This window comes from Silvania sp. (assembly GCF_051656365.1).
Lineage (GTDB): Bacteria > Pseudomonadota > Gammaproteobacteria > Enterobacterales > Enterobacteriaceae > Enterobacter > Enterobacter hatchlandensis.
This window is the reverse complement of the sequence record NZ_JBOGBT010000040.1, coordinates 61,562-77,881: the sequence shown is the minus strand read 5'-3', so window position 1 is coordinate 77,881 and position 16,320 is coordinate 61,562. Positions and strand designations below refer to the sequence as shown.

General features: G+C 51.9%; 14 protein-coding genes. 4 read left to right on the top strand and 10 right to left on the bottom strand.

The window, feature by feature from the left end; genetic code table 11:
• The first annotated feature begins 12 nt into the window (after window positions 1-12).
• Window positions 13-1,365 (top strand): NosD domain-containing protein, encoded by a 1,353-nt coding sequence (locus ACRDD5_RS08675; RefSeq protein WP_438676507.1) that lies wholly within the window; start codon window positions 13-15, stop codon window positions 1,363-1,365.
• A gap of 96 nt (window positions 1,366-1,461) precedes the next feature.
• Here ACRDD5_RS08675 and ACRDD5_RS08670 read toward each other — a convergent pair whose 3' ends face one another.
• The 3 genes from ACRDD5_RS08670 to ACRDD5_RS08660 form a co-directional block, all read right to left on the bottom strand.
• Window positions 1,462-2,427, bottom strand: coding sequence for a carbohydrate kinase family protein (locus ACRDD5_RS08670; RefSeq protein WP_438676506.1), 966 nt, complete (start codon window positions 2,425-2,427; stop codon window positions 1,462-1,464).
• Window positions 2,427-4,154 carry a GH32 C-terminal domain-containing protein gene (locus ACRDD5_RS08665; RefSeq protein ID WP_438676505.1) on the bottom strand — a complete coding sequence of 576 codons (1,728 nt, stop codon included), beginning with the start codon at window positions 4,152-4,154 and terminating at the stop codon, window positions 2,427-2,429. Before ACRDD5_RS08665 ends, ACRDD5_RS08670 begins: the two co-directional genes overlap by 1 nt.
• A gap of 107 nt (window positions 4,155-4,261) precedes the next feature.
• Complete coding sequence (locus ACRDD5_RS08660; RefSeq protein WP_438676504.1) at window positions 4,262-5,272, bottom strand: LacI family DNA-binding transcriptional regulator; 1,011 nt, start codon at window positions 5,270-5,272, stop codon at window positions 4,262-4,264.
• 283 nt (window positions 5,273-5,555) lie between these two features.
• On the opposite strand from ACRDD5_RS08660, the gene ACRDD5_RS08655 reads away from it, so the two are divergent.
• A complete protein-coding gene (locus ACRDD5_RS08655; RefSeq protein WP_438676503.1) occupies window positions 5,556-6,035 on the top strand; it encodes a hypothetical protein in 480 nt (159 codons plus the stop codon).
• A gap of 109 nt (window positions 6,036-6,144) precedes the next feature.
• Here ACRDD5_RS08655 and ACRDD5_RS08650 read toward each other — a convergent pair whose 3' ends face one another.
• The 6 genes from ACRDD5_RS08650 to ACRDD5_RS08625 form a co-directional block, all read right to left on the bottom strand.
• Window positions 6,145-7,209, bottom strand: a complete 1,065-nt coding sequence (locus tag ACRDD5_RS08650; RefSeq protein ID WP_438676502.1) for an alpha/beta hydrolase — start codon at window positions 7,207-7,209, stop codon at window positions 6,145-6,147.
• Window positions 7,210-7,232: 23 nt separating this feature from the next.
• Complete coding sequence (locus tag ACRDD5_RS08645; protein ID WP_438676501.1) at window positions 7,233-7,817, bottom strand: flavodoxin; 585 nt, start codon at window positions 7,815-7,817, stop codon at window positions 7,233-7,235.
• A 9-nt stretch (window positions 7,818-7,826) separates the two neighbouring features.
• On the bottom strand, window positions 7,827-8,585 hold the full coding sequence (locus tag ACRDD5_RS08640) for a carboxymuconolactone decarboxylase family protein (RefSeq protein WP_438676500.1): 759 nt from the start codon (window positions 8,583-8,585) through the stop codon (window positions 7,827-7,829).
• Window positions 8,563-9,042: a (R)-mandelonitrile lyase gene (locus ACRDD5_RS08635; protein ID WP_438676499.1), complete on the bottom strand. Its 480-nt coding sequence runs from the start codon at window positions 9,040-9,042 to the stop codon at window positions 8,563-8,565. Before ACRDD5_RS08635 ends, ACRDD5_RS08640 begins: the two co-directional genes overlap by 23 nt.
• A gap of 63 nt (window positions 9,043-9,105) precedes the next feature.
• On the bottom strand, window positions 9,106-10,515 hold the full coding sequence (locus ACRDD5_RS08630; protein ID WP_438676498.1) for a heavy metal sensor histidine kinase: 1,410 nt from the start codon (window positions 10,513-10,515) through the stop codon (window positions 9,106-9,108).
• Window positions 10,508-11,200: a heavy metal response regulator transcription factor gene (locus tag ACRDD5_RS08625; RefSeq protein WP_271280811.1), complete on the bottom strand. Its 693-nt coding sequence runs from the start codon at window positions 11,198-11,200 to the stop codon at window positions 10,508-10,510. Before ACRDD5_RS08625 ends, ACRDD5_RS08630 begins: the two co-directional genes overlap by 8 nt.
• Window positions 11,201-11,369: 169 nt before the next feature.
• On the opposite strand from ACRDD5_RS08625, the gene ACRDD5_RS08620 reads away from it, so the two are divergent.
• A complete protein-coding gene (locus ACRDD5_RS08620; RefSeq protein ID WP_438676497.1) occupies window positions 11,370-12,419 on the top strand; it encodes an alpha/beta hydrolase in 1,050 nt (349 codons plus the stop codon).
• A gap of 187 nt (window positions 12,420-12,606) precedes the next feature.
• Here the strand turns inward: ACRDD5_RS08620 and ACRDD5_RS08615 are convergent, their stop codons facing one another.
• Window positions 12,607-13,641 (bottom strand): helix-turn-helix transcriptional regulator, encoded by a 1,035-nt coding sequence (locus ACRDD5_RS08615; RefSeq protein ID WP_438676496.1) that lies wholly within the window; start codon window positions 13,639-13,641, stop codon window positions 12,607-12,609.
• 243 nt (window positions 13,642-13,884) lie between these two features.
• On the opposite strand from ACRDD5_RS08615, the gene ACRDD5_RS08610 reads away from it, so the two are divergent.
• Entirely contained in the window at window positions 13,885-16,293 is a 2,409-nt protein-coding gene (locus ACRDD5_RS08610; protein ID WP_438676495.1) for a beta-glucosidase, read from the top strand.
• The last annotated feature ends 27 nt before the right edge of the window (window positions 16,294-16,320 follow it).

Sequence of the window (16,320 nt, the reverse complement as noted above, 5' to 3'; positions counted from 1 at the left end):
AGTATTAAATTAATGTCCAGTGCAAATTATTATGATGTAACAGAATGGAATATTGGCAATCCGTATAACGACATTGGCGAAGTAATCAACAGTATTATCTCCGATATTAAAACGAGACAAACTGAAGTTGATATTGATGAAAGCGGGAAACCGGGAGCGGTTATCTATATTCCACCGGGAGATTACCCTCTGAAGACGCAGGTCTTAATTGACATCAGCTTTCTTAAAATCATGGGCTCCGGCCATGGTTTTACCTCCTCAAGCATTCGGTTCAATACTTCAGACACCTCAAACTGGCATGAAGTGTGGCCTGGAGGTAGCCGGGTCATGGTTGACCTGTCTCCGCTGTCGGGTGATGAAGAGTATAAAGGTGCCGCGTTTTATGTAAAACGCGATGGCGACCCACGTATCAGCTCCGTTGAGTTCACAAATTTCTGTATTGATGGTTTACACTTTGTCGATGATGGCTCAGGCAATAACGATCCTGAAAATACCTATGTGAACGGTAAAACTGGTATTTATATTGCCAGCGCCCAGGACTCATTTCGCGTTAACGGTATGAGTTTTGTGTATTTAGAGCACGGCTTCATCAGCTATGATGCTGATGCCCTGTCAGTGCATGACAATTTTATTGCCGAATGCGGGAACTGTATTGAGCTGCGTGGGTCAGGGCAGGCATCAAAAATCACCGATAACCTGATCGGTGCTGGATACAAAGGTTATTCTATTTATGCTGAGAACTTTGCTGGCCTGTTAGTGACTGCCAATAATGTCTTCCCTCGCGGTTCAAGCAGCGTCCATTTCTCCAGCGTGGTACGTTCTACAATAAGCAGCAACAGGCTGCACTCGTTTTATCCAGGTATGCTGGTGCTTGACAATCAATGCGCCGAGGTTCTGGTGTCTTCTAACCATTTCTTCCGCGAGAATGAGCCCTGGGAACCAATGCAAGCCTATGATAACGGTTTAGATGATTTGTATGGCCTGCTATATATTAACGGCAGCAATAATTCTCTGATTGCTAATCATATTTCTGAATCAATTGGCGCGCAGTTTATTAAACCACTCGGGGCCAAACCGGTCATCATCCGTGTGATTTCAGGCAGCGGAAATTATATTTCTGACAACCGTATTGTGGCGACGACCCACGTGGCAGATTCCCACACGGCAAAAACAGATTCCTGTTTCGAGGCGCAGGTGAGTTCTATGCTGTCAGTCAGGGATCTGGTACCGCTTGACGTCACCATGGTGCAGGTTGAGACAGCGTCGAAGCAAAATACTGTTCTGGACTCGGGAAGTGACGCTCAAGTCGTGCTCGACAAAACGCTAAATGCGTTCCGCCCTACGCCTGTGCCTAGCGGCGTATAGATTTTTATTTGAGTTCATTGATAAAAAAGAGGAGGGCTTTTGAAGCTCTCCTCTTTTTATGGCTGAAAAGAAATCCCGGAATGTTGTTCTATGCGTTTACGCCAGTTCAGCCAAAGACGGAATAGCGTCGATTGCACCGAAGCGTGTACAGGTTAAGGCACCGACTTTGTTGGCCCACGTGACATCCGCCACGAAATCATCGAAGGTTATCGCTCGGGTGTCCCGCTGCATAAAGCGCAGCAGTAAAGCACCAACAAAAGCGTCCCCAGCTCCCGTTGAATCGACAGAATTGACCGCAATAGAAGGAACCAGAGTTTGATTCCTGTCCCGATGGCTAGCCCAGGTTCCCTGACTGCCAAGGGTGATGGTAACAAAGGTGGCTCCCCGGTCGTGTAAATATCGGCATCCCTGAATCATGTCAGTTTTGCCGGTAATAAATTCCAGTTCTTCTTCACTCATTTTGACAACATCAGCCATGTTCAGGAAGGGCTCGCAACGGCGAATAAATTCAGCTTCATTACCCCCCCACAAACCGCTGCGAAAATTAGGATCGAAAGAGAGCATTTTGCCCTGCTCTTTGGCCTTGTGAGCGATCGTGGCGTAGGTCCGATACAACTCACCGTCCATTAAGCCAGTGGCCGCCCCGAGGTGAACGATCCCGCTACCGTTTAGAAAATCAGTGGGCAAACTTTGCAGCGATAAATTGCCATCAGCCCCACGGCAGAAAACAAAATCACGCTCGCCGTCGTGTTGTATCCCCACAAAAGCCAGGGTTGTGGGAAGAGAGTTATCGCGAATAATCAGAGCAGTATCCACTGATTCCTGACGCAGCGTCTCGATCAAAAACTCGCCAAAAGGATCGTTGCCTACCTGTGCAGCCAGCCGAGCATTCCCCCCAAGACGGGTAATCGCTACCGCAACGTTTGACGGTGCACCGCCCGCTTTCTTGAGGAAGTTCTCCCCTTTTACAAGACCCTGATCGATGTCGGTACAAACAAAATCAATCAAGAGTTCGCCCAGGCAGACAATACTCTGACCATGCATGGTTGCTTCTAAGCTCATTATTGATGACCCCATGTCGTACGATATTGTGAGAGTAACGCCGTGGTGAGCATCGCGGACGTATTGTATTCCAGGGCGATGTGCTGGCATGAACTAATATGGAAGTAGCGACGCGTGCCGCACTGGCTTCCCTGGTTGGCAAACACCTCAACAATTCCCGCATCAAAGAACAGATCCAGTTCGCTGAGTTCAGTCACTTGAACGCTGTAGCGCATATCGTCCAGCCCGGCGGCTTGTAGCGTCAGCATACCTTCGTGATAGCGTAGCGTTATATGCTGCCCATATTCGCCCTGCAACGTCAGATATAACGTGTGGATATCTTTTCCTTTAAGCTGTAGCGAGAATGATTGCCACGCATCCAGGGTGAGCTGTAACAGCCCTTCAGAGCATGCCCGGAGATGCTCGTGTTGTTGGATGACACAAGAAATTGGCGGCGGCACGGGTAGCATACACACCTGCCCGGCGTCATTTAGTGCAAACTGACGTGGTAGCGACATTTCACCGTTGTAGACTGAGTCTGCGTTCTTTTTGCTGGCCCAGTTGTACAGCCAGGCAAAACCAATAGTCTTTTCCCCATCGCGGAACGTCTGCAGCGCATAAAAATCCGTCCCGAAATCAAGAGTCTGCAATGCTTTATCATCCGGGGTAAAGCGTCCTTGACTAAACTCGCCTGTCAGGGCATAAAGCAAGTTATGCCGCCCGGTTTCCGCTTCCGTATAGCCGACGATCCCCATGATTAGCACCCATTTATCCCCAATCGGGAAAAAGTCCGGGCATTCCACACAACGCCCTCCGTGTTGGCTAAACATTTTATCTGCCCGATAGAGCACATGGTCAAATATCCAGTCATCGCCGTTTGGCGAGGTGAAAAGCAACACTGCGGGATCGTTGTCCACCGCAGCACCCAGCAACATGAAATAACGCTGTTGTTGTTTATCAAACCAGACTTTAGGATCGCGGAAATCGCAGCTCACACCTTGGGGCAGCTCGCTCAACACTTGCTTAACGGATTCCACTTTATCCAGCCGGCGGCCAGGCCGGGCACACTTCTGAACTTCGCGATAACCGGAATACAGATCGTATGCAGGTAAACGTTCGGTGAAGTAGAACCGGGTATTGCCGTCGTCCCCCTGGAAAGCAGTACCGGAAAATGCCCCACCGGTCGCGCCAAGGGCTTCGAGATTCTGCTCTGGCTGTAAAAACACAGGATAGTGACGCCAATGGTAGAGATCGTCACTAGTAGCATGCCCCCAGTGCATTGGCCCCCATTCAGTGCTATGCGGATGAAATTGGTAGAAAAGATGATAGGTATTACCAATTTTGCACAACCCGTTAGGGTCATTCATCCAGCGGCTAAAAGGTGAAAAGTGCAGCGCCGGGCGCAACGGCTCTTCCCTATACCAGGCCTCCATTTCACCATGCCCCACCTGCCTTAACGTATCGGCTTCACCAACCAGGTACGTTACCCCCTCCCGGTGCACCGTTTCGGACTGCCAAAAGTAAAATAATGAAATATCCGCCGCATCATCATCCCATTCGATCGATATCGGCTCGTCAGAATAGTGAGTCCAGGTGAAATACTGATAATATTCGGTCGCTTTTTTTATGGAGTATATGATTTTTCCGGCCGCTGAAAACTGTAGTAACGGCAAAAACGAGTCGTGATTTTTCTTCAGCCACAGATCAAATCGCGTGCCTGATACTGCGGGCAAAACTAATTTATTCATGGTGATTACTCTTTAGTTAACAGATGAGAATTATTTACAGGCGAAAAGGACTCCATCCTTAACTGGATAGATAAGAATAGTTATGCTTAATAAATAAGTAGTACAGGCTAATTTTTAGCTATCGTCATACCTAAACTGCTTTTACGTATAATTAATCGTGTCGTTAACTCCACTGAATCAATGTAATCCTTCTTCTCACGATTATTAATAAGTTCAAACGCTAATTTCCCCATTTCATTAATAGGCTGGGCGATGCTGGTAATATTCATCATTTGTGCAATGATAGTATTATCGAAACTAGCCACCGCAATATCTGTAGGGATTCTGACTCCTTTACGTCTCAGACTTTCAATCACGTAGCTAGCGGCAACATCGTTATAAATAAACAGGGAGTCAATTTCTTCACCCTGAGCAATGATGTTGTCCACAATATTTTCCAGTGAGTGGATATGCCCCCGGTTAATTTCACCGTCGCCCTTCGGTATCCAGTAGCCATGGTGTTTTTCCACCTGATGACCGTGGCTGAGCGCTCTCTTGCAGAAGGCGGACATTTTACGGTTGTCTACGCCATCCTGGCCGATAAAACCTGGGTGGATACGGCCGATATCGATAAAATGCTCGGCTACCGTTTCTGCTCCTCGTTCCTGATTGTTGCAAACCGAATTAAAGAAACGCGAATTTTGTGTCACTACCGCGGTATGAATACCGGTGCTTATCAGCCACTCTGACAAGGAGGATTCGGCTTCAGTTGGTACCCAAATCAATGCCTCAATGCCCATCCCAGCCAGTGCTCTGACTATTTGCTTGTCCTGAAATGGCTGGTTTTGATGGGTTTTTACAATGACTGATTTACCGACGTATCGCGCCTCTTCCTCAAGTGAGGCCAGCAGTTCGCAGAAATGTGGGTTAATCAAATTAGGTAACACGACGCCTATCAGACCAGAGCATTTGCCGCTCAGCTGAACGGCATTTCTGTTAGGAACATAGCAGAGAAAATCCATCGCTTCGTGCACCGCACGGCGGGTTTCTGCCGTCACGCTCGGATGGTTGTTAATCACCCTCGATACCGTGGCGGTTGAAACACCCGCTTTCGTTGCTACATCTTTGATCGAAGCCATTGAGTCATGTTACCGATTACATTAGTTACATGTATTGTAACTAAGCATCTGACAAAAAATATCTAGTAGATCTCATGTTGGATCGTTACATAGATATAGCTTCGGGTTCACATATTCATATTGCCGGTTTTCCTCTTAATTACTTGAAACAAATGGTTAGTTTTTAGCTCATCTCGCATTCAGCTGATAACTTGCGCTTCTCAACCTGGTTACCTCCAACTATTGCCCACATCGTGATGGCATCATTGACACTTTCTCAGATGGTGAGGTCGAAAGTCAGTGGGTGGCAGATCTCCTGAACCGCCCCCTGGTTAAGGCATGGAATGCCATAGGTGCCAGGAAAGGTTCAGCAGCGGGCTCGCCAGGGCGTATTGCAATTCCTGTGGCAGGGAATATCGAAGAGCACAAGAAAGTGATTATGGGTTTTGTTAATGAAACGGGATTCGATGCCTTTGATGAGGGTACCCTCAAGGAGTCATGGCGCCAACAGCCAGGTGCTCCGTTCTACTGTACGGACCTATCATATGATGAAATGAGATCTGCGCTCGCTTCAGCGGAAAAAGTACGATTAACCGCGCGTCGGGATATTGCAGTTCAGGCAGTACAGGAGCGTATGGGTGATAAACGCACTAACCCGGATGCCGATTATATTGTTCGTTTACACAGAGCGCTTTTCACGTATTCCGGAAAGCGTATTACTGGCTCCTCAAAAGACTGCTCTGATATATCGAGATTTTCCATCAAACCATTTTTCAATTGCTGATAAATGCGCGAAAAGCAAATTCTGCTTTTCGCTCACAGCAGACACTCACGTTTAACAGCTTTCTGCCAGGATTAAGCCTTCATTAATGAAGGCTTAATTTTCTCTCCTCCTACTGTAGGTTTTTCTCTTTCAGGAATGTGCTCACCACATCCGCAACCTGCACATTATTCAGATCGGAGAACGGGAAGTGGGTATTGCCTTTGATCCCGACTTCCGGCAGATGCGTTACGGTCACATCCCCGCCATGTTTGTTCACCACATCGCGCCACTCCCGGGCCATCGCCAGCCGCACGCGCCAGCTGTCCTGGGCGGGCATGGCGACCGTTTTATCCGGGATGTTATCGCCATAAATGATCAACACCGGGATTTTGGTCAGCGCCATAAACTGTTCCATCGGAACAGGTTCACCTTTCAATGTGTCGAACGCGCTGGGCATCGGGGCGGGCAGTTCTGTCTCGGGGAAGACAAAGCTGCTGCCCGGCTCGAAGGCGACAATGGCTTTGACCTTGTCGTTTTTTATCGCCGTGTACCAGCCCGGTCCGCCGCCCTGAGAGTGAGTGAAGAGAATAGCCGGGCCGGATTTATCTACCACTGCCGACATGGCGTCAGAAATCACATTGAGATCAAAGGGGCCGGTGTTGGGCGTCATCTGGCGGAAATACTGGTTCAGGGCTTCTTTATCGTGCGAGAACTGAACGTCTTTAAAATAGTCGGGCCAGACGCCGACGCGGAACTGATTAAACCACAGCTGTTCATCCGCTTTTGCTGTCACGGTGGATTCCACCGTACTGCGGCCCGCATTGCCGCGCCGGGGTTGATCGACAAGCCAGGTGGAGAACCCGCGCCGCAGGAAAATGTTCTGGAACCCTTCACGACCGTCCGGGGTACTTTGCCAGGTGCGGGACGACTGGCCCGCACCGTGCAGCATGACGATCGGGTATTTGTGCGGATTCACCGGGATTTGATAGACCACGGAGGCATGATCGCCGTGATACGTTTGACCGGCAGGTTCCAGCGGCTTTTTCGCGTCAAATTTCCCCGGTGCGGCCATGATAGTGCCACCAGCAGAAAAGCTCCCCTGTTCCTGAATAACCAATGGCTCGGCATAGACCGAATGAGCCACAAGGCCACCCGCCATCATGCAACTGACCAGCGTTTTTAAAAGCGTCTTCAAGATGATTTCCTCTTAGTAATAAATCAGCCGCGTAGCGTCTCTAACCAACGGGTGACTGTTTCTGTGGTTCTCCGCTCCTGATCGCATTCAATGGCGAGCGGTTTTTCGCGGCGCGCTGCAGGCGCCAGACTTGCAAGGATATTGTCGCTGTCACCTTTACCGTAGCCGCCGTGAGTAATGAAAGGGATGAGGAATTTGCCCGCCAGGTTGTGGCTGCTAAGAAAAGTTTGCACGACAGGTGGCACGCTGGTCCCCCAGATGGGAAAGCCTAAATACACCGTCTCATAGCGTGAGATATCGGCGACGCTATTTTTTAGTGCTGGTTTTATTCCCCGCTCACGCTCATTTTTCGCCTGTTCAACGGTCTGAAAATAGTCCTCCGGATAAGGTGCGGCCGGTTCGATTTCAAACAGATCGGTTTTCAGGCTGCGATGTATGACACCTGCAATTACCCGCGTATTCCCGCTGCGTGAAAAGTACGCTACCAGACTACGGCTAGTGCCCTGAACGTTTGTGGTTCCTGTCGCCGCTGACGCCAGCGAGACATTCGCCAGCGTCAGCCCAGCCAGGGCGGTAATCAACATTCTGCGGGTGGGATCATGTGCCATACCGAGCTCCTAATTGTTTGCCAGCGCCTGCTGCAGCGCACTGTCCGCCCGCGTGGCGGCATCATTTTCGCCGTGTTCACGCAGAACCTGTACCAGCTGGCGCAGCTGCGCTGCCGTCAGCCCGACCCGCAGGCTGGCCCGCATATGCGACAGCAGCTGGGATTCTACGCCCGGCGTGGCGGCTAAGGCGCCAACCGTTGCCAGCTCGCGGCTTTGCCAGTCGAGGTTATCGCGGGCAAAAATGTCACCGAACAGATGCGTTTGCAGGAACTGATTAATCACTGGCGCAAAATCAAAGAGCGGCCCCTGCACCGGCGCGCCTGAGATTGTGGTCTGGTTTGCGGTGCCGACGCGACGCAGTTCATCCCCGACGGGGATCGGGCGGGTGGGTTCTTTGCCCGCAACGTCCTGAATGCCGCGTTGCTTGCGCGCCTCAACTACCTTCATCAGCTCATTCAGCGCATTCAGGCTGCGCGGGAAGCCGGTATAGGCATACAGCTGGACGAGAATCTCTTTCGCCTCGTTGAGGGTGAGCCCGGCGTCCAGACCTTGATTCAACGCGGCATTCAGTTTATCCATCTGGCTGCTGGCCATTGCGGCTGCAATCAGCGGGATCGCCTGCTGGCGTGCCGATAGCCTGTCTGAAACGGTGTGTGTCGTCATCTCTGTGGCTCCTTTGGTGGCGGGTGCAGCCTGAGCCGGGAATGCAAAGCCGAAGGTCAGCAGTGCCGCGGCCGTGAGTGCCTTAATGGGCGTGGTATTGTTCATCTGTCACCTTCTCCATCCAGATCACGTTTTTGCCATCCACATTTCCGGTAATGGCCAGATGCGTCATCGCGCTGCCCGGTGCCGCGCCGTGCCAGTGTTTAACCCCGGCAGGACATAAGACAACGTCACCCGGACGAATCGTCTGTACCGGCTGGCCCTCCTGCTGCGTCAGCCCCACGCCAGCCGTCACAATTAACCGCTGACCTGCCGGGTGGGTATGCCAGGCGGAACGCGCCCCCGGCTCAAAGGTGACGTATGCCCCTGAAACGTTGATGTCGTTATCCGTCTTGAACAACGGATCAACCCGCACGCGCCCGGTAAAATTCTCCGCAGGTCCATTCAGCGCATTCTGGCTGCCGGCGGGGGCAATGTGGACGGCAGCACTTTGCTCTGCAGCCCAGGAGGAAAACGTAAAGAGGGGCAGTAACAGCCCGAGGTAACCTAAATGTCGAGTCATGCAAAGCGTCCTTATCGTTAAAAGGGGATGGCCTGTCATGATTCTAAAGACGGGGGGATGTCGTCAGGCTGACGACCCCCTGACAATTGTGTCAGTTTGCTCAGTTAACGCGAACGTCAGGCCGAAGGTGTTGATACCGGCTTCGCTACGCGCGAAGACGTCGCCCCGATGCATAATGGCGACGGCGCGAACGATCGATAACCCCAGCCCGTGATGGGTATCGCTTTTGGCGCGTGAAGAATCCACCCGATAAAACCGTTCAAATAGCCGATGTAAATGCCCCGGCGCAATGGGATCGCCTGGGTTCGACACCTCAACGCAGGCCTGATTGTTGTTCTCGCTTAAGCGCACGGTGATCGTGCTGTGGGAAGACGAATGTCGGGCGCTGTTTTCCAGTAAGTTGGCGAGAGAGCGGTGGAACAACCGGCGATCGATCCGGGCGGTCACGTCGCCTTCAACGTTCAGCGAGAGCTGTTTTTCCGCAAAGGACGGCTCAACGTATTCCGCCGTTTTAAGGGTCTCTTCACGCAGGGAGACCCGCGTCAGCTGGGAGGCATGTTCCCCCGCGTGAGCATGGGACAGGAAAAGCATGTCGTTAACAATCGAGGTCATGCGTTCAAGCTCTTCGAGGTTGGAACCGAGCAGCTCCTCCAGCTCGTCGTACGAACGTCGGCGCGACAGGCCCAGCTGCGTCTGTCCAATCAGGTTGGTCAACGGAGTGCGCAGCTCATGGGCCACGTCGGCGTTAAAACTTTCGAGCTGCCGCCAGGCGACCTGCTGGCGCTCCAGCACGCCGTTAAATGACGAGGCGAGCTGCTGTAATTCTTCCGGTAAGGCGGTGGTGTCCAGCCGCTGGCCATGATCGCCCGGGGCAAGATGCTGCGCCTGTTTGCTGAGCGCCCCCACCGGGCGCAGGCCGATCCGTGAAACCATATACCCCAGCAGTGCGACGATAAACACCCCCAGCGCGGCAATTATCAGCAGGGTGCGGGTGAACGCCTCCAGCGTGCCCATGTACGGCGTGGAGTCGATGGCCACCACGTAGCGCAGCGCGGGCCTTTCGCCATTCGCCGGGATAGTTTTCACTAAGATGAAAAGCGAGCACGCGCCTTCCGATGCCCCGGGCACTTTGTTAAAACCTTCCTGCAACGCCGACCACTCAACGCCCACCGGTGGCGTTCCGCCCACGCTGAACTGGGGGTTATCGCTCACTATCCAGTAGCGAACCCGCTCACCTTCAGAGTTGGTTAACACGGTGAATTTATTGGCCAGCACCGACCAACCCTCCGCCGAGGTGCGCGCGGTGATCCACGGGCTCATCAAGGATTCCCGGAACAATAGCTCGTTGTGCATCTGCTTTTGCAGCGAGTCGTGCAGGGAGCTGCGCAGCAGAATGCCGATGACGGAAACGATCAGCAGCGCGGATAACGCAAACATCAGGGCCAGATGAACCGAAATCGCGCGCTTAACCATGCTTGTCTCCTGGCCTGACTTCGAGGACATACCCCATACCGCGCACGGTATGCAGTAATTTCACGTCGAACGGGGCATCCACTTTGGCCCGCAGGCGTTTAATGGCGACTTCCACCACGTTGGCATCGCTGTCAAAATTCATGTCCCACACCTGCTCGGCAATCATCATCTTGGAGAGGATTTCCCCCTGATGACGGGCCAGCAGGCTCAGCAGTGAAAACTCTTTGGCGGTCAGTTCCAGACGCGTGCCGCGACGAAACACCCGGCGAGCCAACAGATCGAGATGCAGATCGTGGATTTGCAGCTGGGTGATATCCGCGCCATCCGTTGCGCGGCGGCGCACCAGCGCCTGAATGCGCGCCACCAGCTCAATCAGCGAGAAGGGTTTCGGCAGATAATCATCCGCGCCAAGCCGAAGCCCTTTGACGCGCTCGTCAACCGACCCCCGGGCAGAGAGCATCAGCACCGGGGTCTGTTTACTGGCCCGCACCCCTTCCAGCACCCGGTAGCCATCCATGCCCGGCAGCATCACGTCGAGAACGATCGCATCGTAGTCGAACTCCAGCGCGTAATGCAGACCTTCGGCCCCATCCGCTGAGACATCGACCGTAAACCCGGACTCGCCCAGCGCGCGGCTGAGATAGGTTGAAGTTTTTTCTTCATCTTCGACTAAAAGTAATCGCATGCCGTATGACCCATCCCGCTCTGTATGTGCTTTTACCTGGTAAGACTATCCTCTGCTCACCAACATCAAGCTGACCGTTAGCTGACAAAAATGTTATCCAGCCGTCACCCTGGTGACAGTCCGCTCTCCCTAATCTGAGGCCACGAACCATCACTTATCGGGAGAACCCATGAAATTCAATCTATTCACCGCCATGCTGCTGACGGCAATGGCCAGCGTCACCTCCGCCAGCGCGGCGGATTACAAGAAGAACCCGTTTACCCTCGTCTACGACGGCGCCATCACCGAGAACGTCACAGGCAAGGTCAACATCCATCCGGTGAAGTACGACCTGCATGGCGTCCAGATTGCGGCGAATGTCTATACGCCCGCTGACTACGATCCCGCCAAAAAATACCCAACGGTGGTGGTGGCCCATCCTAATGGCGGCGTGAAAGAGCAGGTCGCCGGACTGTATGCGCAGCGTCTGGCCGAACACGGATACATCACCATTACCGCCGATGCGGCTTATCAGGGGGCCAGCGGTGGAATGCCTCGCAGCGTGGATAAACCCGCCAACCGCATTGAGGATATTCACGGTATGGCAGACTACATCAGCCAGTACCCCGGGGTGGATACCGCCCGCATCGGCCTGCTGGGCATCTGCGGTGGTGGGGGGTACTCACTGAAAGCCGCCCAGACGGATAAGCGCTTTAAAGCCCTGGCAACGCTGAGCATGTTTGACTCAGGTCGTGTGCGTCGCAATGGTTATCAGGACTCACAGATCGCCACGATTCAGGAACGACTGAAGCTGGCCAGCGAGGCGCGCGCCAAAGAAGCCGCTACCGGTGACGTCAGCTATTCCGGTGACGCCAACCTGACCGATGCACAAATCGCCAGACTGCCGTTTGAACTCTACCGCCAGGGCTACGCGTATTACTGGAAAACGCACGCCCATCCCAACTCCACGTTCCGCTATACCAGCAGCAGCCTGCTGGATTTAATGCGCTTTGATGCGCAGAGCAATATGGATCTCATCAATCAGCCGCTGCTCATGATGGCCGGTACGAAAGCCGACTCGCTGTACATGACCGAAAGTGCCTACAAGCTGGCCACCGGCACGCAGAATAAAGAGCTGTTCCTGATCGACGGCGCAACGCATATCGAAACCTACTGGGTTCCTCGCTACGTTGAACAGGCGATGAATAAGCTGGATACCTTCTTCGATAAGAATATTTAACGCGGTAGCGGCGCTTCAGACGATTAGGTCAGCATAGCGAAAGGGGTGTGAAAGATAATTACGTCAAATGAATAGGCGTTATGAATGACATTCATAGATCTCACCAGAGAAAATGAGAGCCAGGCAGGCGTCTGACAGGACAGGATAAACGGAAAGAGGGTGATGAACCTGCCCGTAGATCATGACATCACCCCAGCCCCCGATCCCGATACTGCATCGGCGTGACCTGCGTATGCTGTTTAAAAAAACGCGAGTAAACCGAGTGTGAGGAAAACCCCAGACGATCGCTGATTTCCTGAATGGAAAGCGTCGATTGGCGTAATAAGCGCATCGACAGGGATAGTTGCTTCCGGGCAAGCAGCTGACTAAAGGTAGCAGATTCTCCCTGCAAACGCCGGTTCAGCGTCCATCGGCTGATACGCAGATGCTGACAGACTTTTGCCATAATCGCGTTAGGGCTAATTTCCTGACCCGCCATATAACACTGCTCAATCAGCGTATTGACCGCCGCCGTCAGCGGCGGTTCGCTGAACATTTTATTCTTGAGTGCAACAATGTGATTGGTTTGCAGGCGGTTTAATAACGCATTAAATGAACCATTCTCCGTCGCCAGATAGCGGTTCTCAACAATAATGGCGTCACCAGCTTGCTGCAGCAGGCAGGTGTTATTAAAAAATTCGCCTACCGCAGAATGATGCTGAATGGCTGAGTCCGTCAGCTGTAGCTGCATACTCATGGAAGGACAGTAGCTTTTCATAATCCCGCCCAGCAAGATTAAATTAAACATCGCTGAAGGGTTATTAATCGATTTCGGTGCGTTACTGTTGTATTTAATTCGCGTGTGCGAGGTTCCCTTTTCGATCAACAGATCGTCGCAGTTGCCCATCAGGAATCGGCTTTCGTAGAAACGCCATATGGCTGCTTCCAGCGTTTTTTCATTAAGGCACAGGCCAATGAATTCAGGAAAGACAGCGTGGGAAAGTTCAACGCTGTTAATATAAACATATTCCGGGATCGCATCGCCAAATATGCTTTTGTTTATATCACTGATTTTACCCATTAATGCATAGTGATGTGACTCTGAAATACGCCCCTCAGCAATATGCAGTTCATGATGTGACAGGCTGACCTGAGCCAATATACGGTTAGTATCAATTCCGTTTTGACGCAAGTTTTCAAGACTTTTCCTGTAAATTAAATTAGACACGCTTCGAGTAAACATCTGAAACCTTGCGAAATTTGAACGGTAGTATTGTTTTTGTAATGTTACCTTATTGTAACACTCTATTTAAATTTGAGATAGGCATCACAAAAAAAAGTTCTGCCCCCGAGAGCACAGAAATAGCTTTCCATTGCAAAGTGAATCTGATTTTTACAGGTTATTATCCCGCTGTTACTGATTTGGTTATTTCTATAAATCGGGTTAAACCCCGAGTGTAACCCTACATAAACAAGGACAATAACAATGCAACCTTCTGTCACTAAAAGAAGAATAAACACGCTGACCCTCTGCCTCACGCTGGCGTTGGCTGGCATGGTCTCTGGTTGTAACGACGATGATGACGATGTGCAAGAAAATGCCCCCGAGAGTGAAATAAAAGACGCCGCGTATTATCAAAAAAAGGCGAAAGAAGCGGCAGGAAACATGAGCGTTGATGAAAAGATCAATATGCTGATGGGGCCTGGTATGAATATGGGTAATGGCGCGCCGACGATCGTCAATTTAAAAAATGATGTGTCGGGTGTCGCAGGTTACATTAATGGCGTTAAAAACGATAAGCTAGATATTCCGGCAACAAAACTGGCTGATGGCCCGGCAGGTTTAAGAATTAACAGTGCCCGGGAAGGGAGTTCTGAAACCTATTATGCTACGGCCTGGCCAATTGGTTCTCTGCTGGCATCATCCTGGGATACCAAATTAGTTGCCCAGGTAGGTAAAGCGATGGGTGAAGAGGTTAAAGAATACGGTGTGGACTTGATCCTGGCACCAGGGATGAATATCCAGCGTAACCCGCTCAATGGGCGAAATTTTGAATATTACTCAGAAGATCCGTTACTCAGCGGACGCATTGCTGCTGCGATGGTTGATGGCATTGAATCAAACCAGGTCGGCACCACTATTAAACATTATGTCGCCAACAACTCGGAAACCAACCGTAATTCCATCGACACTATCGTCTCGGCGCGCGCCATGCGTGAGATCTATCTTCGTGGCTTCCAGATTGCAGTCGAAGAATCTCAGCCATGGGCGGTTATGTCGTCCTATAACAAACTTAACGGTACCTACACCAATGAACGTCGCGATCTGATGACGGACATTTTACGCAATGAGTGGGACTTTAAAGGGCTGGTGATGTCCGACTGGTTTGCCGGTACGCCTGCATTAACGGCCTGGAAACAGTACAAGGCGGGTAATGATTTAATTGAGCCCGGTGGCCAGCTTGATGCCTTTAAAGCGTCTTACAACAAAGGCGACATTACCGAAGCGGATATTACGGTTAACGTCGAGCATATTCTCTCGCAGGTCTTCCAGTCGCCTTCGTACAATAATTATGTCGCGTCCAACAAACCGGATCTCGAACAGCATCGCGTCCTGGCACGCCAGGCGGCAGCTGAAAGTATGGTGCTGTTAAAAAACGAGAACCAGGCCCTGCCATTAGCCCCTCGCCAGAAGCTAGCAAGCTTTGGGGTTAGCCAGATAGAAACCATCAAAGGGGGTACGGGGAGCGGTCAGGTTAATAACGAAACCACCATCATGCTGGCAGAAGGCCTGCAGCAGCAATATAGCGTGGATGAGTCGCTGACCGCATTTTATCGTGATTACTACGCCAATAATAAAGTTGAGCATCCGGGCTTTATTGCCGCTATCGGCACCTACTTTACCTGTGACGATCCGGCCATCGATCTGAGTGTTATTGCAAGTGCGGCACAAAATAACGATGCTGCAATTATTACCATTGGCCGTATTGCCGGCGAAGCCATCGATCGCACCAATACGCGCGGCGACTATCTGCTGACCGAAAATGAACTGACCATGATTCAGAACACCTCGGATGCGTTCCATGCCGTGGGTAAGAAAGTGGTCGTGGTGCTGAACGTCTCAGCCATCGTGGACACCACCGAATGGGCAGATAAAGTGGATGCGATCCTGCTGTCCTATCTACCGGGCCAGGAGGCGGGCTACGCCATCACCGACGTGATTTCCGGCGCCGTCAACCCGGCCGGGAAGCTGGCCCAGACGATCCCACAAAACTATGCGGATGTCCCTTCTGCCGCGTCCTTCCCGGGTAAAGATACCAACGGCGACGGTCAACCTGATGAGATTGCTTATAACGACGATATTTATGTCGGCTATCGCTACTACGGGACCTTCAGCAAACCAGTGGCATGGCCATTCGGCTACGGACTTTCCTATACCACCTTCAGCTATGACAACCCAAGCGTAGAGTCTTCGACGCTGGATAAGGGGGCAAAAGGCGCGGTAACGCTGAGCGTTTCAGTGACCAACACCGGCAGCGTGGTCGGGAAAGAGGCCGCACAGGTGTACATCAGCGCCCCGGAAGTGAAGCTGAAAAAACCAGCATTTGAACTGAAGTCCTTCGATAAAACCGCGAGCCTGCAGCCGGGCAGCAGCCAGAAACTGACCTTCACCATCCCGGCTAAAATTCTTGCCAGCTTCGATCCGCAGAAAAACCAGTGGATCGTGGAGCCGGGTACCTACAAGGCCTGGATCTCCCCGTCCTCTGACTTAACCGGACGTGAGCCTGTCACCTTCAACGTCAGCCAGGAAATCGTGGTCAGCAACACTACGCCAGGCGCGCTTGCGCTGCCAGTGGGTGTCAACGCCAGCGATTTTGTCACCATCAGTCAGTAAGCAAATCGGGGCGAGTTGCGACTCGCC